The sequence below is a fragment of the Anaerococcus urinomassiliensis genome, from assembly GCF_900128425.1.
Taxonomy (GTDB): Bacteria; Bacillota; Clostridia; order Tissierellales; family Peptoniphilaceae; genus Anaerococcus; species Anaerococcus urinomassiliensis.
The window spans coordinates 95,267-119,214 of record NZ_LT635781.1; the positions used below are offsets into that span (position 1 = coordinate 95,267).

A 23,948-nucleotide genomic window follows, 5' to 3' on the forward strand; every position below is an offset into this window, starting at 1 on the left:
TGCTATTAAAGTTTTATGGCACTAAGCCTTGCCTTTGTATTGACAGCTTGTGGTGGCGGCAAAAAAGCTGACGCACCAGCTGATAGTAAAGAAGCAGGAGAAAACACAGAAGTAACAGAAACGGCAGAAGTTAACGAAGACATTGCTGGCACACTTTCTGTACAAGTAGAAGAAGCTTGGCTTCCACACTATGAAAAAGCAGCTGAAAGAGTTAAGGAAAAATATCCAAATGCTGAAATAGAATTTAAGACAATTGGTGCTTTTGACCACCTTGATATCATAGATTCTACAGATGCTACAAACGAAGATGTAGCTGATCTTTTTGCTATTCCAGCTGATAGACTTTATGGTCTTGTAGGCAATGATATTCTAGCAGCAGTTGATTCTCAAAAACTACAAAAAGAAATCGGTGGTTGGGACAACTTTGATGATGGTATCGGTGGAAACTTCAATATCGATGGTGAATATTTTGCTTTCCCATACAATATCGAATCTCTAATTACCTATGTAAACACAGCAAACGCTGAAGAAAAAGGAATCAACCCAGACGATCCAATAGAAATTGACGATGTTGCTGACGAATCTACAGTACTATTCCCACTATTTGACGCTTGGTATGGTGTAGCTGCAACAAACTCATCAAATATCGAACTTCTTGGCAAGGGTGAAGATGGTGCATTATTTACAGATATGACCAAAGACTTCTCAGAACTAGAAGAAGAAAAACAAGCAACATTCAAGGGACTATATGAATATTGGAAAAAACACAGCGAAGCCAACACACCTTTATTTGACCCAGATGCTGGTTGGGCATATATAGACGAAACATTTAAAACTGGCAACGGTGGTGTTGTTCGTATAGGTGGTGCATGGGATGCAGCTACAATCAGCGAACAAGCTGGCGAAGGCAACCTACAAATAAGCCCAATAGGTCACATTACCCTAGCAGGCAAACCACTTGCTCACTGGCAAGGTGGATGGGGACTATCAATGAATGCTCGTATCGAAGGCGATGAAGCAAAAACAGCTATAGCAGAAGAAATGATCAAACAAATAGTTAACCCAGAATACGCAGTAGACCTATTCAAAGCTACAGGCAAGATTCTAGAAAATGTTGAAGCTAAGACATATGAAGAAAGCGACCTTCCAGATTCTGATAAAGAGATTATCTCAGCTACAATCGAATCTTACAACAATTCACCAGCAAGACCTCTATTTAGAGAATGGGGAGATGTTTGGGACACATACAAGAACGCTGTTCTATCTTGGAACTCAACAAAACCTGCAAACGAAGAAGAAGCTTACAACCAACTAAAATCATCATTTGAAGCAATGATGGCAAACTTCAATTAAAGATAGGAAAAAGGGGCCAAGCAATTGGCCTTTTTCTTACATTTATGAAAGCAATAAGAAAAAAAGAAGATGAAATCTTCTTAAAGAAAATTATGGCAGTATCGCTGGCAATAATAGTAGTAGCGTCACTTGAGGCACTTTTTTATGCCAAAGATATCAATTTTTATACTGACTTTAGCAAGGTTTACAAAGACTTATCCTATAGCCAATACATCAATTTAATCTTATTTAACATGATACTTGCTATAATAAATCCAATGATAATATCCCTATACACATTTTTTACTATCGATAGAATTCGCATAAACCAGATATACAAGATATTTTTTTGTTTTTCAACGTTTATATCACTTATGCATACATTATTTCAATTTAGGTTAAACTCTATAACTTATTATTTAGTCATTATCTTAAATATAATTTTATTTATAGTGATAGTAAAAAAAGAAAGGATCGACTAGCTTATGGCATACCAAAAAGAATTGGCTGATGACCGTGGCAACCTCTATCCAAGGAAAAACCAGTATATAGTAGATAAAATTGCTGGCAAAAATCCCGATAAAAACTCCCACCCCTACATCAAAAAACTTAGCCAATATGAAAAAAAGAAAAAGAACTCTTAGATTTAGCTAGCAAAGAAGCAGATGAGTGGGCAAAGACTCATCAAACCGATAAGAAATTTGCAGATCTTAACAAAAAACATCACATAGCAAACAAGATGCTTAGCTTTTATGAAGAAAACAAAGACCTATCATATGAAGCAGAGCTAAAATACAAGGAAGCAAATTTATATATCAAAGAAATTCCAGAGATTATAAAGCACGATTTGGCCCTAAAAAACCAACTGGAAGCTAAAAGCACAAGGCTTAAAGATCTAAGTGATGATGAGATTAAAAAAGCCCAGGCAGAAGTTGAAAAAGAAAAAGGTCTTCTTAAGGAAAAATACGACAAAGATTTAGCTAATCTCAAAGAATCCTTTGACAAGGGTCTAATCTCAAAGAAAGCATACAAGAGTGAAAAAGAAAAATACAAAAAACGCTTTGAGGACTCTTCTCTAGCAGCCGAGTTTAAAAATCCAAAAAAATCCCTAGAAGAAGAGATTAAAGCAATAAATTATAAGATAAAACAAGACTTCAAGAATTCAATGAAAATCCTTGATTCAGACATAGCAGAAGTAAGACGTAGGACTCCTGTCGAAACAGAAAAGAAATCGGCATGGAGGTCTATAGTAGGTCTTCCTATACCAGGTCTTGGACAATTATTAAATGGCCAGTGGCAAAAAGCCCTCCTGTTTTTCCTAGGGACCTTGTTCATCTACCTAATAGCTATCCCATACGCTCTAGGTTATGGCAATTACCAAGGCGAGGGTATATCTGGTCTTATTAGCCTTGCCCAAGGTGGACGTAGGCTTGATAGGTCCATACTATTTATGATTGAAGGTATTTTGGCTGTTGTCTTTGTCCTAATTTCACTTTTTATCTATGTATCTGCCTTTAAAGATGCTAGAAAAACTGAAAAAGCTGAAATGCTAGGCATCAGACCAAACAATTGGTTTGAAACACGCAAGTTTATGCGCACTGATGGATTCCCATACATTATAACAATCCTACCTTTATTAGTAATAATATTTATAGTAATGGTACCAATTATAACTGCGGTTTTGATTTCATTTACAAATATGGATCCACAAAACCAAAACAAGTTCCAATGGATAGGCATCCACAACTACGTAACCATAGCTCGTGGAGAGGGTATAGCCGGCCAGGCCTTCTGGTCTATATTTGGATGGACAGTAATCTGGACTTTGGCAGCATCAACCCTTGCCATAGTTCTAGGCTTTGTATTTGCTCTTCTTGTAAATAACGAGAGAGTTCGAGGAAAGAAATTCTTTAGGACAGTTTACCTATTGCCTTGGGCAATACCAGCCTTTATCACCATCATGTTTTTCTCAATTATGACAAGCCGTGGTGGAGTTTTGGCAGATTTCTTCTCTAATATCCTAGGAAGAAGTTTGGATATTAAAAATAACACTATCCAAACTAGACTTGCCCTCATACTAATCCAAGGTTGGCTGGGACATTCCTATATTTTCCTACTAACTACAGGAGTACTTCAGGCTATTCCAAAGGACCTATACGAAGCAGCAAGCATAGATGGAGCAAATGGTTTGAAACAAACATTTAAAATCACTATCCCACTAGTGCTTTTCCAAATTGCACCAATGCTTATCAACCAATACACATTTAACTTTAATAACTTCTCCATCATCTACCTATACAATCAAGGTGGACCATTCAATCCAGAAATTTATGGAAACTTGGCGGGAAGTTCTGATATCCTCATATCATATATATATAAGTTAACCATGGAAAGTCAGTATCAGGCTATAGGAGCTGCAATTACAGTATTTATATCAATAATACTTATAATCATAAGCTACCTAGGCTACAGAAAGTCATCTGCCTTTAAGGAGTATTAATATGTTTAAGAGAAAGAATAAAAAAGAAAATAACCTATACTTATCAGATCTCCAACCCCTATCAACCGGAGGAAAGATCGCTCTTGGCTTAGTCTATATACTTCTTTTGGTGTGGGCAGCTGTAATCTTATTACCACTACTAATCATGGTAATTAGTTCCTTTAACAACAACCAAGGCCAATATATTTCCATGAGTGGACAATTTGCCTTTGGCTTTGACAATTTTAAGTATTTGTTTGAAGAAACCCACTTTGTAAGATGGGTCCTAAACACCCTAAAGATTGCCGTAATAACTACAATATTGACTCTGATTTTCGTGTCATTTACAGGCTTTGCCTACTCACGTTTCAGATTTAAGGGCAAAAAAGCAAGTCTTATAACAATCATGCTAGTGCAAATCATTCCAGCCTTTGCAGGAATCACAGCCTACTATGCAATTCACTCCATAGTATCTGGGATAATACCAGCATTCTCCCGTTCGGCCATGCTTATATTAATCTATTCTGGTGGAGCTATAGCAACCAATACCTTTATCTTAAAAGGTTACCTAGATAGCATATCCCCAGAACTTGACGAGGCAGCAAGAATTGATGGTTGTAGCAACTTCCAAGTTTATAAGCTTATAATAATGCCTCTAGCCCGTCCAATGCTAGCAATCATAGCACTCCAATGTTTCATAGGACCATTTTTGGACTATATGATGCCAAAAATCCTCTTGACAAATCCTATGGACTACACATTGGCAACAGGCTTATTTACACTAATCAACGATATGAGAAATATGAACCAGCCAGCCTTTGCAGCAGGTGGTTTCCTTTCAGCAGTTCCAGTAATGTTGTTATTCCTTATGCTACAAGATGAGCTAGTATCAGGACTATCATCAGGTGCAGTTAAGGGATAGGAGAAGAAAATGAGAGTAAAATTAGAAAATATTGGTAAAAAATACGAGGGTCGAGAAAACTGGACCCTTAGAAACATAGACCTTGACATAGATGACAAGGATTTTTGTGTAATTCTTGGTCCATCAGGATGTGGTAAATCAACCCTTATCCGAATGATAGCAGGGCTAAACTCAATAACAGAAGGTACACTTTATTTCGATGATAAGATTATGAATAAAGTAGAACCAAAAGACAGGGACATAGCCATGGTATTCCAATCATATGCCCTATACCCACATATGACTGTATATGATAATATGGCCTTTTCCCTAAATATGAAAAACGAAAGCAAAGAGGTCATAGACAAGCGCGTAAAAAACGCTGCCCATGTCTTGCAACTTGAAGACTACCTCTACAACAGGCCATCAGACATATCCGGTGGTCAAAGACAAAGGGTAGCCCTAGGCCGAGCCATAGTGAGAAACCCAGCAGTATTCCTGATGGACGAACCACTATCAAACCTAGATGCGAAACTTCGTGAGTCCATGCGTGTGGAAATAGTAAGACTCCATAACCAACTAGACACCACAAGTATATATGTAACCCACGACCAAACAGAAGCCATGACCATGGCGACAAAGATAGTCCTCCTAGATAAGGGAGTCATCCAACAAGTAGGAGCTCCAACAGAATTCTACGAGAGACCAGAAAACCTCTTTGTAGCAGGCTTTATCGGATCTCCAACTATGAATATTATAGAAGGAAAGATAGAAAATGCCAACTTTGTAAGCGATAAGGGAGAAGTGGTAATCAAACCAGCAGAAAAAGATCTAGCCGCAATAAAGAACTACGAAGGCAAAAAAGTTTACCTAGGCATCAGATCTGAGAGATTTATAGCAGAAAAAAGAGACTATAACCTGGCTACAATCAAGATAGATGTCATAGAAATGCTAGGCAAGGAACAACTAATCTACGGCAAAACAAGTGCCGGCCAAAACTTAGTAATAAGCCAACCAGGCTACTTCGAATATAACATAGGCGAAACCCACAACTTCACCCTAGACCCAGAAGCCCTACACTTCTTTGACGGTGAGACTACAAAGAGAATAAACTAGAGAAAAGAAAATCCCAAGACATAATGTTTTGGGATTTCTTACTCTATCATTGCCTCGACAGCTGCAAAGATTTCTTCGATTTTTTCTACTATTCTTTTTTGTTCTCCTAGGGGTGGGAGAGGAAATGGAATAGAGCTAAAAGAGGTTTTGTTCAATAGCCTTACAGTAACCGTTGATGATTTTTTTATCATTTGATTATAAAATTTATTTGAAGTAATAAAGTATAAAATTAGTTTAGAATCAACAAATTCATTTGGCGTAATAGAGTTTATTTGTTGATTAAATGCAACTTCTTTATCTACTATTGCTGCTCTTCCAAGATTACCAATACAGGTAACTAGTATTGAATTATCTTCTACAATCCTCCCCTTTTTCTTTCCTATATCACTGAGGAACTCATCCGTATTATAATCCATTTCTAAGTTGTTAATGTTTGAAGGTTTTATGAACGGTAATTCCAATCCATAATTTTCGGGTTGAGATTTTTTGGGGGTATTTCCTGTTTGGATTTCTCCTAAATCTTCAACACGAATCCAAGTCCGATGTTTAGGAATATTTAGGTATTTTTCACTATTGTCTACAGCAACTTTTGGTTTGATATATTCTTTAGATGAGTTTTGTTCAGATAATTGACCACCAATCGCCATATCTAGAACTTTTGATTTTATTTGCTCCCCTAGACTTGTTATTTGATCTTGAGCTGCTTCTATTTCATCCAAAAGCTCAAAGGCGTCTTCGATTTTTTCTACTATTCTCTCTTGCTCGGCTAGGGGTGGGAGAGGAAATAGAACATTTCTAAGTGTTGTAGCAGGCATTTGTGAAACAGCAGTACCAGATTTATATTTATCACTGAAATTTATAAAATAAGTAGAATTTAAGAAAAATTTTAAATATAGTACTGAGCAATCAGTTTTTATAAGTTCTCTGAGAATTACCATTTGAGCATTTATAAATCCTGTCACAAATTCATTATTTTTTCTAAATAACGATGTTTTGCCAACAGTTCCTCTAAGCAAAGTAACTAAATCATAGTCTTCCAGCTTACCACTATTAAGAGTGTGAAATTTATTTTCGGATATAAATCTAACATTCCTAAAATCTAATTTATCAGATGTCATATCAGCAGCACCAAAAAAAGGCACACCTTCAGTAACTAAGTCTGATTTTTTTGGATAATTGCTACTTCTATCACCGTTAATTAACGTTACATAATCCCCCCAACCTAACCCAGACCCAGTTATCAGGTATCTCAAAAGGTATTTCATCTTCTTTGATTTCAGAAACTTTCTTTTCTTTTTTTATCTTTTTAGCTTTTATGAGTTCTTCTTTTTCTTTTTGGATTTCTTCTAATAGATCTCGGGCATCTCCGTCTTTTGGGTCTTGGTCTACAAGCTTACCTCTTACTGCTAGTTCTAGGATTTTTTCTCTGATGTATTTTGTATCTATCACACCAATTCTCCTAGTATATCTATTAAATCACTTGTGGCTTCTGTTAGTCTGTCTCTTTTTTCTGTGAGGATTTCTATCATATCTTCTATAGAGTAGTCTGGCCTATCGTCTACTTCTTGTATCCAGCTGATATCTATGTTGAAGTTTGGTCTTTGCTTAAATTCATCTACGCTAAATTTCCTCCACCTAGCATTTGGATTCTCAGAGCTGTATGTTTCTTCTCTCGAATCCATATCATCTCTTTTGTAGATCTTGATAAATTCGTCAAAGTCAGCCTTGGTTAGTGGATTCGTTTTGCCAAATTTCCTCATGTTGTTGCGCATATCGTAGATGTAGGTTTCTTTGGTATTGTCCTTATCTCCTTGACCTCTGGTGAAAAATAGGACGTTGGTTGCTACTCCTTGGGCGTAAAATATGCCTTTTGGGAGTCTGAGTATGGTGTGGACATTGCACTTGTCAAATAGGTCTTTTCTGATGTCTTCTCCTACTCCTGATTCGAAGAGGACATTGTCTGGTAGGACAACGGCAGCTCTTGCCTTGCCATCTGCTTTTAGTGAATTGTAGATGACTTGGAGGAAGTTTAGTTGCTTGTTGCTGGTGGTGTAGGTGAGGTCGTCACGGGTTGCACGCTCTCCACCTCTTTTGGTTCCAAAGGGTGGGTTGGTGAGGACTACATCGAGGTTTTTCATCCACTTGCCGTTACTTGATAGGGAGTCGCCTTGGACTAGTTTGCCGTCTATGTCGTGAAGGAGGGCATTCATAGTAGCTAGTCTGTGGGTATCTGCTACCAGCTCCATGCCACTGATTGCCTCGTTTTTTTGGAAGTCTACTTCTTCAGGACTAAGGGAAAAGTAGTTGTCGTACTTATCTCTTATATGCCTATCACTTGCCACACCAAATCCAAAAGTTCCTGCTGCAGGGTCGTTAATTCTCTCGCCCTTATCTGGATCTATGAGGTAAACCATGGTTTCAATTAGTGGGCGAGGGGTGAAGTATTGGCCGGCACCAGATTTTTTCTCGTTGGCGTTTTTTTCTAGTAGGCCCTCATAAAGAGCTCCTAGGCCCTCGTGTTTGGCTGAGTACCAATCTAGTTGGTCTATAGACTTTATGATCTTTTCTAGGTTTTTTGGCTCGTCTATAGATGTGGAGGCGTTTTTGTAGATGGAGTTTAGCTTGTCATTTTGTGCTATCTTTGGATTGCCTAGATCTAGGAGTAGTTTTTTGTAGTATTCCATTAGCTCTAGGCCCTCTTTTTCTATAAGCTTATCCCACCTGTATTTTTCTGGGATTATATCTTCGGTATTTTGCTCTTTCATCATTTTGAGAAAGAGTATGTAGGTAAGCTCTGTGACATAGTCTTGGTAGGTGATACCATCATCTCTTAGGATGTTGGCCATGTTCCAGAGCTTTGCTACTATTTCTTGGTTGTTCATTATTTCTCCTATGCTGCGTATAGATTTTCATTTATGGTCTTTATTATTGTATCTATTTGATTGCCAAATCTTTGTTCCATAAAGTTATAGCCACCTTGCTGCCTCCATACTTCTGTTGTGTCAAAGTACTCTTTGGCACTTGGGGCAAGTACTGGAGAGGCTAATAGCTGGGTCTCGATTTTCTTTAGTAGGTCCATTTGCATTGGATTCCACTTAGCCATACCATAAACTTTTCTCATTACTTTTCTTATTTTATCTTCGTGATCTAGGAGTTCTTCTCCTAGGGCTGCTGTTCTTATAAAGGATATGATATCTGCTGTTATATAGTCTTTTTTGCTTTCATTCCAGGCGTCGTTTAGCTTTCTGGTGTCAAAGTTTGCATCTTTGAGGACTAGTTCTATCTGCTTTAAGTCTTTGTAGGTAAGGTCTTTTGGACTTGTTACTACTATGTTTAAGGCAGGTATTAGGTCTATGTTTTCTAGGATGAATTTCTTGAATTCTTCTAGGTAATCGCCAGGTTTTTTGGCATCTTTGCCGTAGTCAGGTCCTACTTCTATAATCTCATCTTCATGGTGGGAGATGATGTATTGGTAGGATGATGAATTTCTCTTTGCTTCTATTTTTTTGAAATATTCGCCAAAAGCTAGGATCTTTTGTTGATCCATGTCTTTGACATCTCTTAAGAAATCATCGAGACTGTCTAGATCTAAGCTTTCTTCAAGCTCTTTTATACTTTCCTCAGAAAGTCTTTGTTTCTTTCTTTGAAGTTTGCCTATAAGTTCCTCTTTGTGGTAGGTAAATTGGTCTAGACTTTGGACATTTTCTATATCTACTAGTATGTCTTCTATACTTTGGTGTGGTTTTTTGACTACTGGCTTCATGTCCGATACATCTTCTAGGAATTCGAACAATCTGACTGGGTCATAGACAGTGAAGTAGTCCTTGCCTATGTCTGGGGCAAGCCTTGTAGCTCTACCGATCATTTGTTCAAAGAGTATACGTGAGCGAACTCTTCTCAAAAATACTAGATTTGTAATCTCTGGCACGTCTATGCCGGTAGTTAAGAGGTCTACAGTTACTGCTATATTTGGATTTTTTTCGTTCTTAAATTGTCTGATGACCTTGTCTTGGTTATAGATAGAACCGGTTATTTTTTGGATACTATCATCACTTATATCAAAGCCATTATCTAAGTAAGCTTCTTTGAGCATATTTACTATCATATCAGCATGGTTGTCTGAAGCTGCAAATATCAAAGTTTTGCCTGGACCATTTGGGCTAATGTAGTTGGTTAGCTCGTTAAGTATTACCCTGTTAAAGGATTCTGTAAGGACGGTTTTGTTGAAAGATTCCACATCAAAGTTTAGTTCATCTTCTAGGAGGTATTTTTCTATTGTGCCTGTGTCTTTTCTGTAGACTTCAACTTCTTGGTCTTTATCAAATTTGATGCCGTTTTGATTGAGCAGGGTTTTCATACTAATTGGGGCTCCATAGTCTACTAGATAACCATCTATAACCGCTTGCTTATAAGTGTAGGTGTAGATTGGCGGACCAAATATTTCTGTTGTATGAAGGGCAGGTGTTGCTGTTAGTCCCAAGATTTTGGCATCAAAATAATCTATTACTCTCCTGTATTGGCTGATGTATGTTTCACTTGAGGCAAAGTTTAGTTCATCATCTGTCATATCCCTATCTTCGACATAGCCTCTGTGGGCTTCGTCTACTATGATAAAATCATAGTCGCCTGCCTTAGGTATTTTACTATCGTCTTCTTGGTAGAATAACCTTTGGACCATACCTTGAACTGTAGCTACTTGGATCTTGGTTTCTATATCTGGATTTACATCGTAAAGCTCTTTGATGTTATAGATATCTGATATGGACTTGCCTTCTACTTCTATGTCCTTTAGGGCATCTTGGGTTTGGATTCCTAGAGATTTCCTATCTACCAAAAAGAGGATTCTCCTAAATCTTTTACTTTTGATAAATCTATACATGATGCTTATGGCAAGTCTGGTCTTTCCTGTTCCTGTTGCGAGTGCTAGTAACATACGGTCTTTGCCATTGATGAGGGCATTATCCACAGCTGCCACTGCTTCTTTTTGATAGTATCTACTAGCAAAGTCTGGATACTCTTCTGTTTTTAACTTGCTTTCCGCTTCTTTGATGCGCTGGTCAAGGATTTGCTTTAAGTTTTCTGGAGAGTGGAAGCTACCTATTGGTTTTGCTATTGATTTATTGCCATTATCTAAATACCAAATTCCAGACTTGCTTTCTAGTTGCTTTAAGTATTCTCTGCCATTTGATGCGTAGATAAATGGAATTTCCTTTGTTTCATAGCTTTGGCCTTGACTATCAGCAACTTTGTCATCTTCTACTCCTTGGTAAAAGCTTAAAGACTTGAGGTTTTTGGCATATATCTTGCCTTGTTCTAGATCTTGGGAGATATCTTTGCCAAATTTCTTTGCTTCAACGATACCCACTGGTTTTAGACCCAAGAAAAGCATGTAATCAGCCTTGCCATTTTTTACTGGGACTTCAGCTATAGCCATATTTTTGCCATCTTCTGGTCTAGTACCTACTTGCCAGTTGATACTTTTACTATCGGCAATCCATCCTGCTTGGCGCAATTTTGGGTCAATAAGCAGGGTACGTGTATCAGCTTCGTTAAGATCAGAGTTTGTGAAAGAGCGTGATTTGCGACGGCGGATATTGGCCTGTCTGGTGAGTTCTTCTTCGGTCAAGGAGGACGTTTTCTTTTCTAGTTCCATAAGAGAGTTGCTGAACTCTTTTTCATCTTCCTTGCTTATTTCTTCTTGTTTTTCTATTATTCTAACTGGATTGATGAAGTTTGGATTGGTGTCTATATCATAGTTTCCATAGACTTCTACAAACCAGTTGGTCAAATAATGAGCTTCTCTTAAAATAGCCATAGCTTTATCAGTATCATCATACTGATAGTGAACGGCTTGGTTTCCCTCTTTTCTGATATTATGGAAGGCCTGACGGATTTTATCATCGTCCAAAATATCTTCACCTTCCAAAATCTTTAGCTTGCTAAATTGATTGTCATTACCAGGAGGGAAGTTTATTCTCTCTACTTTGCCTATAAGGGAGGTATATCTTTCAGCAAGCAATCTGATTTTTGAAACAGAACCTTGGGGATCAGTATATACATAGTCTTCAGCTAAGCTTGCCAGCTTGTATAGATATGGCCAGTTTTCTTTTAGGACCTCAAAGTTTGTTGACATGATTCACCTCTGTAATTACTTACTTTTTTGTCTGTACTATTTTTAGAAATTCTTACATATATTATATCATTAAAAGATATTATTATAGTATAAGTTTTCCTTTAAATGAGTTTAGGAGGGGCTTAGTATTTATTCTCCAAGTCCAACAATTTTTCTTTTGTATCAGGACCGTAGGCAAAGCCTCCCATTGTGCCATCATTTCTTATGACCCTGTGGCAGGGAATTATTATAAAAAAGGGGTTTTTGCCTATTGCATTTGCCACGGCGCGTACGGCTTTGGGCTTATTTATTTTCTGGGCGATTTCTTTGTAGGTTTTAGTTTCTCCGTAGGGGATTTTTATTAGTTCTTCCCACACACTTTTTTGGAAAGCAGTGCCTGATATTTGCAAAGAATCATAGATATCAAATGTTTTAACCTTGCCTTTTAAGTATCCATTTATTTGTTCATAGATCTTATCACTTAGGTCTGATTTATGGTTTTCTCCTTTAACTTTTTCTGTTAGCTCTATACCTATCAAATTTTGATCATATATTATCTTTATTATCCCAAGATCGCTTTTGTAATATGCATTCTTATTTGTCATTTATTTCTTTACCGCCCTTAAATATTTCTTTTTTGTCGTATAGTATACATATATTATATAGTAAGTGAGGTAGTTATGGACTACGAAGAAAAGATTAAAAAATTAGCTGAATATATTCGTTCAGGTGAAAAAAATAAAGATGAGTTCAAAGTGGGTTTTGAGATTGAACACTTTGTTGTCGATAAAGAAAGTTTAGAAAGTACTTCTTATGATGCTAATATATCTTCTATCATGGAAGAAATGGTGGGAATGGGCTATGAGGGAATCTATGAAAATGGCCACATCATGGGCTTAAGTGGCGACGGAGTTAGTGTTTCCATAGAACCAGCTAGCCAATTTGAAGTGGCTTTTGATTCTAGTAGGTCAGTTGATGAGCTATATGATAATTATAAGAAAATCATGACTGAGCTTGTTCCTCTTTTTGAAAATAGGGGACTTTTAATGGCAGAAGTTGGCTATCATCCAAAGTCAAAGATTGATGAAATCCCAATCATTCCTAAAAAACGCTATGACTATATGTACAAGTATTTTGCTGACTACGGTGGATCTATGGCCCATAATATGATGAAGGGGTCAACCAGCCTACAAGTTGCCATAGACTATGAGGATGAAGCAGATTTTAGGATGAAATACTTTGTGGCAAATGCACTTTCTGTATTTTTATATAGTGTTTTTGATAATTCCTATATTTTTGAGGGGGAAGTTTACCAAAAAAGGAATCTCCGTCAAACAATTTGGGAAAACTGCGACAAGGATAGGACTGGGATATATTCTTTCTCCTTTGATAAAGACCTATCTTATGAGACCTATGCAAGAAAAATACTAGAAACTCCTAGCATCTTTATAAATAAGGATGGAGCTGATATTTATACAGGAAAGACTCCTTTTGCTGAAATTTTTGATGATGATATGTCTGAGGAGATGATTTACCATGCCCTATCAATTGTATTTCCAGATGTTAGAGTCAAAAAATATATAGAAATTCGTATGCCTGACAATATCCCATATCCATATAATTTTGCTGGTATTGCCCTTATTAAAAATATTTTCTATGATAAGGACATTCTAACATACCTTTACAAAGAATTTGCTGATATGGACTATGATAAGGCCCAAAGCTTAAAAGAAATGGCAACAAAAGAAGGCATCAATGCCATTTACAAGGACAAAAAAATCTATGAATGGGTCTTAGATATCATGGGAAAAATCAAAAATGATAGGAAATTTATAGATCCACTAAAGGAACTTTTGGAAAAACAAATGACTCCAAGAGATATATACGAAAGTTTATACAAAGAAGACCCTCAAAAAGCAATTTATGAATTTTCTGTAAATAGCTTTATCAAGGATAATTATGGCAAAAATTAAGAAAGCTTACGAGTGCTCCAATTGTGGCCATAGGGAAGCTCACTGGGCTGGCCAATGTCCATCTTGTGGTAAGTGGGGGACTTTGGCTGAAGTTACCGTAAAGGAAACTAAGGCAAGTTCTAGTGGGCTTATCGATGATAAAACTTCCAAAAAGTTAAAGGCTATCATGGTAGATTCTAATTCAAGGATTAGGTCTGATTTTGAAGAATTTGACAGAGCTGTGGGCGGAGGTCTTGTCCCAGATAGCGTTTCAATACTAACAGCCCGCCCAGGAGCTGGTAAGTCAACCCTCTTGCTCCAACTTTCCAAATCCTATGCCGATAGGGGGCTAAAAGTTCTCTATGTTTCTGGCGAGGAATCCGAAAGTCAGATCAAATCACGTGCTGATAGGATTATGGAAAGTTTGCCGGAAAATGTATGGGTCCTTTCGACAAATTCTATGGATAGTGCAATTAGTGAGATTAAAAAAATAGATGCAGATATAATATTTCTAGACTCTATACAAACTTTTACCCTGGCAGAATTTGACAACAAGGCAGGAAGTCCGACCCAAACTATAGAAGTTGCAAATAAGGCTGTAGAAATCGCCAAGGACGAGGAGAAAAAAAGAGCAGTCATAATGATTGGCCATATGACTAAGTCTGGCGAAATGGCAGGTCTTCGTACTTTAGAGCACTTGGTCGATACAGTCTTGGTCCTAGATGGACAAAGCGACGAAGACCTAAGGGTTCTCACATCGACTAAAAACAGATTTGGCAGAACTGGTGAGATTGGCCTATTTTCAATGACAGAAGATGGACTAGTAGAAATAACAAATCCTAGCGAGTACTTCATCACCCAAAGGGAAAATGAAATCGAAGGCTCAGCTATTTCTGTCACCAAGGAAGGTTCTAGACTCCTAGAAGTAGAAATAGAATCTCTAGTTTCCAAGTCATTTTTGCCATATCCCCAAAGGATAGGAGATTCGCTCAGAAAGGATGACCTCAATACGCTAATTTCTATACTTCAAGAGCGAGCAGGTCTAAATCTTTTTGATTACAATGTGATAATAAAAACAACAGGTGGCCTAAAGCTTTCTGAACCATCGGTAAATCTTGCTATAATGATTTCAATTGCCTCTTCATTACTAAAAAAACCGGTTGACGACAAGACAGTATTTATAGCTGAAGTAGGTCTAACCGGAGAGCTTAAAAAAGTTCCTCAAATCAAACAAAGAGTAAAAGAGCTTCAAAGGCTTGGCTACAAGAAATGCTATGTGGCAAAAAACTCTCTTGATCTTAAAGACTTTGCTGATATAAAGGTATTGCAAATGACAAATATAAAGGATGTAATAAGCGACTTGTTTTATTGATGGATAAAATCTTTGGACTCTGGCTATGCTTATGCTCGCGATGGTCTTTAAGGCTTTTATACAAGAAAAGTTGAATATAAAAGAATTGATAAAAATATCTACTAATTAAAAGTTGTGTCAATTATAAGGTGAAAGCTTTGAAAAGCTTGCAAACATTTAACTTGATAGTATAATCACTTTTATGTTAACTTGATAGTTAAAGCAAAAATAAATACATTTTAAATGTATGCAAATAGGAGAGGATTATGAAAAACTTAAACAAATTTGCCCTAGTAGCAGCTATGGCATTCACATTTGCAGCTTGTGGAAACAATGCAAATGAAGCAAAACCTGCTGATGATGCAGCAAAATCAACAGAAACAACAGAAGAAACTGTTCCAGCAGAAGAAGCAGCACCAAAAGTAGGTGAAGCAACAGCTGCAGGTTACGGTGGAGACATAAAAGTAACAGTTCACTTTGGTAAAGATGGAAAAATCGAATCAATCGATACAGACCATACAGAAACAGAAGGTGTAGGAGCAGACGCTATTCCAGAACTAGAAAAAGCTGTTGTTGAAGCTAACGGCACAGAAGGCGTTGATAACGTATCTGGAGCTACAGTAACATCTGAAGCATTCAAAGCAGCAGTTGACGAAGCAATAGTAAATGCAAAATAAGAATTAAAAGGTTAGCTATCTTTGACCTTTAAGTCAAAGGTAGCTGTTTTTTTGGAAATGTTTGTTATAGGATTATCAATATAAGGAGGATAAATGAAAAATCTTAAAACTCTAGCAATGGCATTGGCCCTAACTTTAAGCTTGGCATCTTGTGGCAATCAAACACAGAATCAAACAAAAAACGATAGCCAAGTAAGTGAGGAGACACAAAGCGAAAATTCAAAAGAAAGAGCAGAAGAAACATCAGAAGATAAAACTGAAACAGCTGATTATTCAGACATACAAGGTACATATAATGGCAAGGCTACTGGCTATGGATCAGACATAGAAGTAGCTGTTGATATTGAAAACGGCGTAATAACTGACATAAAAACAACAGAAAACGAAACAAAGGCGGTAGGTTCCCAAGCTCTTGAAAAGATGAAAGAAAGAGTAATCAGATCTAATAGCATAGACGTAGATAGGGTATCTGGAGCGACTATTTCTTCAGCAGCATTTTTATCAGCCATAGACGAGGCTTTGCAAACAGCAGGAATTGATGCTGATAAACTTGCCAAAGAAGATACTGAAGATGAGAAAAAAGATTCTTATGATACAAGCGTTGTAGTAGTAGGAGCTGGTGGTGCTGGACTTTCTACAGCAATTGAGCTTGCTCAAAAGGGTGTAGATGTTATGGTTGTTGAAAAAGCAGGCATTACAGGTGGTAATACTGCCTATGCATCAGCAGGAATGAACGCCGCAGAAACACGCCTACAAAAAGAAAATAATGTGCCAGATACAGTGGATCTTTTCGTAAAAGATACTATGGAAGGTGGCAAAAACTTAAATAACCCAGACCTAGTAAATATTCTAGCAAGTCAATCTTCAGATGCCATAGACTGGCTAGAAGAAAATGGAGTTGTCTTCAAACAATTGAAATTTTCTGGTGGACAAAGTGAGATGAGAACCCATGCTCCACTAAATGATGAGGGCAAATCTATCCCGGTTGGTTCATACTTGGTAGACAAATTGACCCAAAAAGCCAATGAACTTGGCATAGAAATAGTATATGATGCCAAGGTAAATGAAGTTATCATGGAAGATGGAAAGGCAAAGGGAGTAAAGGCAGAAACAAGAGATGGTTCTATCACAGTAAATGCCGATGCAGTAGTAATAGCAAGTGGTGGTTTTGGTGGCAACATGGACCTAGTAACTCACTACAATCCTGATCTAGAAGGCTATGTATCAACTAATGCCAAATCAATAGAAGGTGACGCTATTGGCTTCTTGGAAGAAATTGGTGCAAACTTCATAGATATGGACCAAATCCAAATTCACCCAACAGTTTACCAAAAAAATGGATCGCTAATATCTGAAGGTTTACGTGGAGAAGGAGCAATCCTTGTAAATAGCAAGGGAGAAAGATTCTACAACGAACTAGAAACAAGAGATAATGTATCAGCTGCTATCCTTGACCAAGATGGCAAAAACGCATGGCTAATAGTTGACCAAGGAATGTATGACCAATCAGCAACTATACAAAAATACGCAGAAAAAGGCTATATGGAAGAAGCAAGTGATATGAAAGCCTTGGCTGAACTAATAGGATGTGATGAAGAAACTATTACTAAAACGATAGAAGGCTGGAATGAGATTGTTAAAAACAACCAAGACCCAGACTTTGGACGCCAAGGTATGGATACAGTAACAAGTGATCTATCCAAGGCTCCATACTATGCAGTACAAATAGCACCAGGTATCCACCACACCATGGGCGGAGTTGAAGTAAACACAAAATCTGAAGTAATAGACAAAGATGGAAATCCAATCCCAGGATTATATGCAGCAGGTGAAGTCACAGGAGGAGTTCACGGAGCAAACAGATTAGGCGGTAACGCGATCACAGATATAGTAGTATTTGGTAGAAATGCTGCCAAAAACGCAAGTGAATATATAGGTCAATAATAATTAATATAATAAAGCAAGTCTTAAATAATTTTGAGACTTGCTTTATTTTTTTTACTGCTTTTGGGTAATCTTATATTAATAAGTAAGGAGGGATCTATGGCTAATATAATTAAATTTCCAAATTCTTTTGCCAAGCCAGTATTTTCAAGTTTTATGGATAGGTGTAAGATTTTTTCTGCAAAAGTTAAAATATATTGAGTGGATTTTGATAGATTTTGTATTTATCTAGATGACTAAAACTTTAAAAATAATTTTGATAATGTATACTTTTATTAACGATAATATTTAATAGAAGGTAAAAAATGAAAAAGAAATCCATGGCCATACTAGCCTTGCCATTAGTGATAATTGCCTTATTTGTATTACTTAGGAATAATAGCAGAGAAGTTTATACCTACAATTCCAAGGCTTTGTATGTATATAATTTGACTGACGATAGGGAAGTCTTGGCCGAAAATGAAAATGAGAAACTTCCTATGGCTTCTCTTACAAAAATGATGACTGTTTTGCTAGGTCTAGAAAAAGTGAATGACCTAAACGCCATAGCTCCAGTTGACATAGAAACTTACCAAAAACTAGTAGAAGAAAATGCATCAATGGCAGGGTTTTATGGTGGAGAGCAAACGACTTATAGGGACTTACTTTACGGGGCTATGCTCCCATCAGGAGGAGAAGCAGCAAATTCCATAGCCATAAATATTTCTGGATCAATAATTAGTTTTGTAGAGCTAATGAATGAGAAAGCAGAGGAACTAGAATTAGAAAACACTCACTTCCAAAATCCTGACGGTTTGGACCAACTGGGCCACTATTCAACAGCCAAAGATATGGCTATGCTATTAAAGTATGCCCTCCAAAACGAAGACTATAGGGCGATTTTTACAAGAAAAGATTATAACTCTTCTTCTACAGCAGACCACCCAGATGGGGTATATATGCAAAGTACGGTATTTGAAAAACTTGACCAATACCAGGAAGAAGGATTTGAAATAATCGGTGGCAAATCAGGCACGACTGAAAAGGCTGGCCAATGTTGGGCGACCCTTAGCGTAAAGAATGGCAAAGAATACATTATTGTAGTTATGGGATCCCCATACGAAGATATTGACAATCCAGAGAATGGACAGATAAGAGACACCTTGGATATACTTGAAAGATTATAAGGAGAAAAAATGCAAAAAGTTTTAATGTTAGACGGAAAGTTTGTAGATAAGATTTGGGGAGGGGAACGCCTAAGAGAAGAATTTTCCTATGATATAGAATCTGATAGCGTAGGAGAATACTGGGCAGTATCAGCTATGGAAGAATTCCCATCACTTATCATAAATGGAGAATTGGCAGGGGAAAATCTCATAGAAGTATATAAGAATGAGAGAGAACTTTTTGGAGATCCCAAAGAAGCAACTTTCCCACTTTTGGTAAAAATTATCGATGCCAAAGAGGATTTGTCAATCCAAGTTCACCCAGATGATCAGATGGGTAAAAGAGTTGAAGATTCTCTTGGTAAAACCGAGTGCTGGTATATATTAAATGATAACGAATCTTCCATCATATATGGGCTAAATGCCAAGGATAAGGACGAGGCAGTAAAGCTTATAAATGAAAGAAAATGGGAAGAAGTTTTAAAGGAAGTTCCAGCAAAAAATGGAGACTTTTTCTTTGTACCAGCAGGCACAGTTCATGCTATCAAAAAGGGCTGTTTAATACTAGAAATTCAACAAGCTAGTGATGTGACCTACAGACTCTACGACTACGATAGAAAAGATAAGGATGGCAATTTAAGAGATCTTCACATAGAAAAATCTATAGAAGCTATAAAACTTAATGATATTGACAATAAAACAGAAACAAGTGTCGATGGAGACCTAAGACTTACAAATCTTACCGATAATGAATTTTTCCAAGTGAGAAAATATGAAATAAAAGGCAATAAAAGCTTTAATCGTGATAGCGACTATTTGATAGAAGCTGTAATCGATGGGGCTGGGGAATTAATAGTAGATGGAGAAACATATCAAATCAAAAAGGGAGACTTTTTCATATTGACAAATTTAGTCTCTTCATATGAATTTGCTGGCGACTTGACTATTGTCGAATCTAACGTAGTTAATAAGTAATTAAAACAAACTCTTACAAAAATAACTAGTAAGAGTTTGTTTTTTACAAATAATGAAAATGCTTACATATTTTAGAGATTTTTATATAAATTTTGTGAAAATTTATACCTAAATGTATGAAAACGTTGCTATATTTTTTAATATGTATTAAAATTAGAGTGTTAGAAGTGAATAGAAATATTTAAAATACTTTTAAAAGATTTCAGATAAATTGTTAAGGAGGGAAAATTGGCAACATTAAATTTAAAAAATGTAGATAAAATCTATCCAAATGGCGTCCAAGCTGTTTTTGATTTTAATCTAGATATTGCCGATAGAGAATTTATAGTATTCGTTGGCCCGTCAGGTTGTGGTAAGTCTACAACACTTCGTATGATTGCAGGTCTTGAAGAAATATCTGCTGGAGACCTATACATAGATGGCAAGCTAATGAACGATGTTAGCCCAAAAGATAGAAACATAGCTATGGTATTTCAAAACTATGCCTTATATCCTCATATGAGTGTTTATGAAAATATGGCCTTTGGCCTAAAGCTCCAAAAAAAGGATAAAAAAGACATAGATGAAAAGGTAAAAAGAGCAGCAAAGATGCTCCAACTAGAAGAATACCTAGATAGAAAACCAGCAGCCCTATCTGGTGGTCAAAGACAGAGGGTTGCCCTAGGACGTGCTATAGTTCGTGAAGCAGAAATATTCTTGATGGACGAACCACTAAGTAACCTAGATGCGAAACTCCGTGGACAAATGAGAACTGAAATTGCTCGTATCCACGACCAATTGGATACAACAACTATTTATGTAACTCACGACCAAACAGAAGCCATGTCCATGGCTAGCCGTATCGTAGTTATGAAAGATGGTTATATCCAACAAGTAGGAACGCCAGAAGAAATTTACGACAATCCAGCAAATGTATTTGTTGCAAACTTTATCGGTGCTCCTCCAATGAACTTCTTTAGTGGAAAGCTTGAAGATGGCCAATTGAAACTTGGTAGAAACACTATAGAAATTTCTGAACACACCAAAGATATTCTAAAGACTTACGAGAATTCTAACCAAGAATTAATTATAGGTATCAGACCAGAAGCATTTTCTTTAAATAATCTGGACAATTCAGACAACTATATCGAAGCAACGGTCATCAATATAGAAATGCTTGGAGATGAAACAATAATCTACGCAGAAGATAAGGCAAGCAGCATATCTATCGAAGAAGAAGGTGACAATAAAGTAGCTATCAAAGTCCAAGGCAAATGCAAGGGAATTGAAACTGGCGATATGATAAAGCTATTTGTTAACTTCGATGATATCCATTTGTTTGATAGCAAAACACAGATGAGAATAAATTAATGGAGTCATTTACTAGAGGGCTTTATAGAATTGGTGAAGTCATAATCTATGCAATAGTGAGCTTTTTTTATAGCGGATTAATACTTTTGCCAATATTTGCTGTAGATCTTTTGGTAGAAGGTTCCATAAGTTCATATATTATCATCTTCATACCTTTAATTGGTCTTTTAGGTTTTGCCTTAGAAAGACAAGCAGTATCATTTACGGCAGCTTTTGTAAGTGACAAGAAAGTCTACCTACCTTATTTCAAGGAAGTATTTAACAAAGACTGGCTTTCAAAATACGGACTTTATACTCTATTATTTGCCCTTTATTACTATGCAAATGGATCTTTGAGTATTATTGGACAGACTAGCGCTGTTTTTGGGATTTTGAGAATTATTCTTATATATTTTTATAGAGGAATAATTTTTTATACCATATTACAAACATCTCATCGCCAATATGTTGGGATAATAGCTAGCATAAAAAACTCACTGATACTTACTTACAAATATTTTATTTTTACTATTCTAATTTTTGTAATTTGGGAAGTATTTGAGAATCTATACATAGTAAATAGTGTTTGGATGCTAATATTTATAATAATATTTGCTGCCCTAATCAATACAATTAACGAATATGCCATAAAGAAGATATAGGAGGAAGATATGGAAAAAGAACCAGTTAATAAACAAATGGAAAATGTAGCCATATCCAACCAACCTGGCATTGAGAATAAGAAAAAGGCTAAGAAAAAACCTTTCAAAGAAAGATTTAAGACAAATTTACCCCTTTTAGTTTTTTCCTTGCCAGCTTTTATTTGGTTTGTAATTTTTGCTTACCTGCCAATGTTTGGACTTATTATTCCATTTAAGAGATATAAAATCTTCTCAAAGAACTTTTTCTACAACCTCTACATGAGTGAATGGTCAGGTTTAGATAACTTTAAGTTCTTTTTTAGAAGTAATGATGCTTGGATAATTATTAGAAATACTATTGGCTATAACTTTATTTTTATTGTTGTAAATATAGTTCTTGCAATGTTCACAGCTATAGCCTTACATGAAATTTTCAGCAAAAAAGCAGCGAAGTTTTACCAAACTTCAATGTTTTTACCACACTTTCTAAGTTGGGTTGTTATAAGCTATGCTGTATTTGCATTCTTATCACCAGATAAGGGTCTTTTAAATAAACTTATTACATCTCTTGGTGGAAAGGGTGTAAACTGGTATACAAATACAAAATTTTGGCCAGTATTTTTAGTTTTGATCAACTCATGGAAGGGTTTAGGATATAACACCGTAGTTTACTTATCGGCCTTATCCGGTATAGATAAGACCTATTACGAGGCTGCGGCCATGGATGGGGCTACTAAGTGGCAGATGACAAAATCAATCACAATACCACTACTAAGGCCTGTTGTAACAATCATATTTATTACATCCTTGGCAAATATATTTAGAGCAGACTTTGGTCTATTCTTCCAAGTGCCGAGAAACTCAGGCCCTTTGTACAACGTAACAAACGTTATTGACACATATGTATTTAGAGCCTTACTTGAATCAGGGGATATTGGACTATCATCAGCAGTTTCATTGTTGCAATCTGTTGTAGGTACTATCTTGATCTTATTCTCCAATAAGATTGTAAAAAGATACGATCCACAAAGGTCCTTATTCTAGGGGGTGATTGATGAAAGAAGTAAAGAAAAACAATTTTGATCCTCTAAAGATTAGTAAGGGATCAAATATAGTTTTAAATATAGTCCTAATACTTTTGACAATTTCTGCTATATTGCCATTCCTCTTTGTAGTTATGATTTCGTTTACAGATGAAGATATTATTAGGAGAAATGGTTACCAACTAATACCAGAAAAATTTTCTACAGAAGCTTACCAATATGTATTTAAGGGTGGTGGACAGATAGCAACGGCTTACAAAAACTCTGTTATAATAACAGTAGTAGGTGTAGTTATAGCCCTTGTTCTTACAACCATGTATGCATATGCCCTAAGCCGTGATGATTATGAGTATAAAGGATTTTTCACAAAAGTTTCTACAATACCAATGCTATTTTCTGGCGGTCTTGTAGCAAGCTATTTGATAATGACACAGTTTCTAGGTCTAAAAGATAGTATGTGGGCCCTAATCTTACCACTACTAGTTGGACCATATAATATTATTTTGATGAGAACCTACTTTCAAACGTCTATACCAAAAGCTCTAATAGAGGCAGCTACTATAGACGGAGCAAGTGAGATGCAGATATTCTTTAAGATTATCCTACCTTTATCCTTGCCAATAATTGCGACAGTTGGACTTTTCGTAACACTTGGTTACTGGAATGACTGGTACCAAGCCATGCTTTATATAGATAGTGAAGATAAGATGCCTGTTCAATACATGCTTATGAGAATCCAAAACTCAACTAACTTCCTATCAATAAGGCAAGATGCCATAGGATCTCTTGCAGGAGAGATAAAAAAGACTCTTCCTCAAGAATCTCTAAAGATGGCAATAGTAGTTATCACAACAGCACCAATACTTATAGCCTATCCTTTCTTCCAAAGATATTTTATATCAGGGCTAACACTTGGAGCTGTTAAGGAATAAGCTTTACAAAAAGAGGTAA

21 protein-coding genes are annotated in these 23,948 nt (G+C 36.5%); 16 read left to right on the top strand and 5 right to left on the bottom strand.

Annotated features, from left to right (window positions below):
* Nucleotides 1-15: 15 nt before the first annotated feature.
* The 6 genes from BQ7474_RS00510 (at nucleotide 16) to BQ7474_RS00530 (ending at nucleotide 5,828) form a co-directional block, all read left to right on the top strand.
* Nucleotides 16-1,353 carry a sugar ABC transporter substrate-binding protein gene (locus BQ7474_RS00510; RefSeq protein WP_073997126.1) on the top strand — a complete coding sequence of 446 codons (1,338 nt, stop codon included), beginning with the start codon at nucleotides 16-18 and terminating at the stop codon, nucleotides 1,351-1,353.
* A 44-nt stretch (nucleotides 1,354-1,397) separates the two neighbouring features.
* Complete coding sequence (locus BQ7474_RS00515) at nucleotides 1,398-1,814, top strand: hypothetical protein (RefSeq protein ID WP_073997127.1); 417 nt, start codon at nucleotides 1,398-1,400, stop codon at nucleotides 1,812-1,814.
* Nucleotides 1,815-1,817: 3 nt separating this feature from the next.
* Entirely contained in the window at nucleotides 1,818-1,976 is a 159-nt protein-coding gene (locus tag BQ7474_RS10825) for a hypothetical protein (protein WP_235821441.1), read from the top strand.
* A gap of 95 nt (nucleotides 1,977-2,071) precedes the next feature.
* Nucleotides 2,072-3,832 carry an ABC transporter permease subunit gene (locus tag BQ7474_RS00520; RefSeq protein ID WP_235821443.1) on the top strand — a complete coding sequence of 587 codons (1,761 nt, stop codon included), beginning with the start codon at nucleotides 2,072-2,074 and terminating at the stop codon, nucleotides 3,830-3,832.
* 1 nt (nucleotide 3,833) lies between these two features.
* Nucleotides 3,834-4,733 carry a sugar ABC transporter permease gene (locus BQ7474_RS00525; RefSeq protein ID WP_073997128.1) on the top strand — a complete coding sequence of 300 codons (900 nt, stop codon included), beginning with the start codon at nucleotides 3,834-3,836 and terminating at the stop codon, nucleotides 4,731-4,733.
* Nucleotides 4,734-4,742: 9 nt separating this feature from the next.
* Complete coding sequence (locus BQ7474_RS00530; protein WP_073997129.1) at nucleotides 4,743-5,828, top strand: ABC transporter ATP-binding protein; 1,086 nt, start codon at nucleotides 4,743-4,745, stop codon at nucleotides 5,826-5,828.
* A 38-nt stretch (nucleotides 5,829-5,866) separates the two neighbouring features.
* Here BQ7474_RS00530 and BQ7474_RS00535 read toward each other — a convergent pair whose 3' ends face one another.
* From BQ7474_RS00535 to BQ7474_RS00555, 5 genes are all read right to left on the bottom strand, one after another.
* The gene (locus BQ7474_RS00535) at nucleotides 5,867-7,081 is read right to left on the bottom strand and encodes a restriction endonuclease subunit S (protein ID WP_073997130.1); all 1,215 of its coding nucleotides are present in this window, start codon (nucleotides 7,079-7,081) and stop codon (nucleotides 5,867-5,869) included.
* A complete protein-coding gene (locus BQ7474_RS00540) occupies nucleotides 7,023-7,277 on the bottom strand; it encodes a hypothetical protein (RefSeq protein ID WP_073997131.1) in 255 nt (84 codons plus the stop codon). Before BQ7474_RS00540 ends, BQ7474_RS00535 begins: the two co-directional genes overlap by 59 nt.
* Nucleotides 7,274-8,710, bottom strand: coding sequence for a class I SAM-dependent DNA methyltransferase (locus BQ7474_RS00545; RefSeq protein ID WP_073997132.1), 1,437 nt, complete (start codon nucleotides 8,708-8,710; stop codon nucleotides 7,274-7,276). The genes BQ7474_RS00540 and BQ7474_RS00545 overlap by 4 nt, the downstream gene beginning before the upstream one ends.
* Before the next feature lie 8 nt (nucleotides 8,711-8,718).
* Nucleotides 8,719-11,961: a type I restriction-modification system endonuclease gene (gene hsdR / locus BQ7474_RS00550; protein WP_073997133.1), complete on the bottom strand. Its 3,243-nt coding sequence runs from the start codon at nucleotides 11,959-11,961 to the stop codon at nucleotides 8,719-8,721.
* Nucleotides 11,962-12,083: 122 nt separating this feature from the next.
* The gene (locus BQ7474_RS00555) at nucleotides 12,084-12,545 is read right to left on the bottom strand and encodes a methylated-DNA--[protein]-cysteine S-methyltransferase (RefSeq protein ID WP_073997134.1); all 462 of its coding nucleotides are present in this window, start codon (nucleotides 12,543-12,545) and stop codon (nucleotides 12,084-12,086) included.
* 75 nt (nucleotides 12,546-12,620) lie between these two features.
* Here BQ7474_RS00555 and BQ7474_RS00560 point away from each other — a divergent pair, with 75 nt between their 5' ends.
* The 10 genes from BQ7474_RS00560 (at nucleotide 12,621) to BQ7474_RS00605 (ending at nucleotide 23,929) form a co-directional block, all read left to right on the top strand.
* Complete coding sequence (locus tag BQ7474_RS00560) at nucleotides 12,621-13,913, top strand: glutamate-cysteine ligase family protein (protein ID WP_073997135.1); 1,293 nt, start codon at nucleotides 12,621-12,623, stop codon at nucleotides 13,911-13,913.
* Nucleotides 13,900-15,264 carry a DNA repair protein RadA gene (gene radA / locus BQ7474_RS00565; protein ID WP_073997136.1) on the top strand — a complete coding sequence of 455 codons (1,365 nt, stop codon included), beginning with the start codon at nucleotides 13,900-13,902 and terminating at the stop codon, nucleotides 15,262-15,264. Before BQ7474_RS00560 ends, radA begins: the two co-directional genes overlap by 14 nt.
* 245 nt (nucleotides 15,265-15,509) lie before the next feature.
* Complete coding sequence (locus BQ7474_RS00570) at nucleotides 15,510-15,920, top strand: FMN-binding protein (RefSeq protein WP_073997137.1); 411 nt, start codon at nucleotides 15,510-15,512, stop codon at nucleotides 15,918-15,920.
* 93 nt (nucleotides 15,921-16,013) lie between these two features.
* Nucleotides 16,014-17,864, top strand: a complete 1,851-nt coding sequence (locus BQ7474_RS00575; protein WP_073997138.1) for a flavocytochrome c — start codon at nucleotides 16,014-16,016, stop codon at nucleotides 17,862-17,864.
* A 305-nt stretch (nucleotides 17,865-18,169) separates the two neighbouring features.
* Entirely contained in the window at nucleotides 18,170-19,030 is an 861-nt protein-coding gene (locus BQ7474_RS00580; RefSeq protein WP_073997139.1) for a D-alanyl-D-alanine carboxypeptidase family protein, read from the top strand.
* 9 nt (nucleotides 19,031-19,039) lie between these two features.
* Nucleotides 19,040-19,984 carry a type I phosphomannose isomerase catalytic subunit gene (locus tag BQ7474_RS00585; RefSeq protein WP_073997140.1) on the top strand — a complete coding sequence of 315 codons (945 nt, stop codon included), beginning with the start codon at nucleotides 19,040-19,042 and terminating at the stop codon, nucleotides 19,982-19,984.
* A gap of 228 nt (nucleotides 19,985-20,212) precedes the next feature.
* Nucleotides 20,213-21,334, top strand: coding sequence for an ABC transporter ATP-binding protein (locus BQ7474_RS00590; protein ID WP_073997141.1), 1,122 nt, complete (start codon nucleotides 20,213-20,215; stop codon nucleotides 21,332-21,334).
* The gene (locus BQ7474_RS00595; protein WP_073997142.1) at nucleotides 21,334-21,975 is read left to right on the top strand and encodes a hypothetical protein; all 642 of its coding nucleotides are present in this window, start codon (nucleotides 21,334-21,336) and stop codon (nucleotides 21,973-21,975) included. The genes BQ7474_RS00590 and BQ7474_RS00595 overlap by 1 nt, the downstream gene beginning before the upstream one ends.
* 9 nt (nucleotides 21,976-21,984) lie before the next feature.
* The gene (locus BQ7474_RS00600) at nucleotides 21,985-22,998 is read left to right on the top strand and encodes an ABC transporter permease (RefSeq protein ID WP_235821444.1); all 1,014 of its coding nucleotides are present in this window, start codon (nucleotides 21,985-21,987) and stop codon (nucleotides 22,996-22,998) included.
* 10 nt (nucleotides 22,999-23,008) lie between these two features.
* Complete coding sequence (locus BQ7474_RS00605; protein ID WP_073997143.1) at nucleotides 23,009-23,929, top strand: carbohydrate ABC transporter permease; 921 nt, start codon at nucleotides 23,009-23,011, stop codon at nucleotides 23,927-23,929.
* The last annotated feature ends 19 nt before the right edge of the window (nucleotides 23,930-23,948 follow it).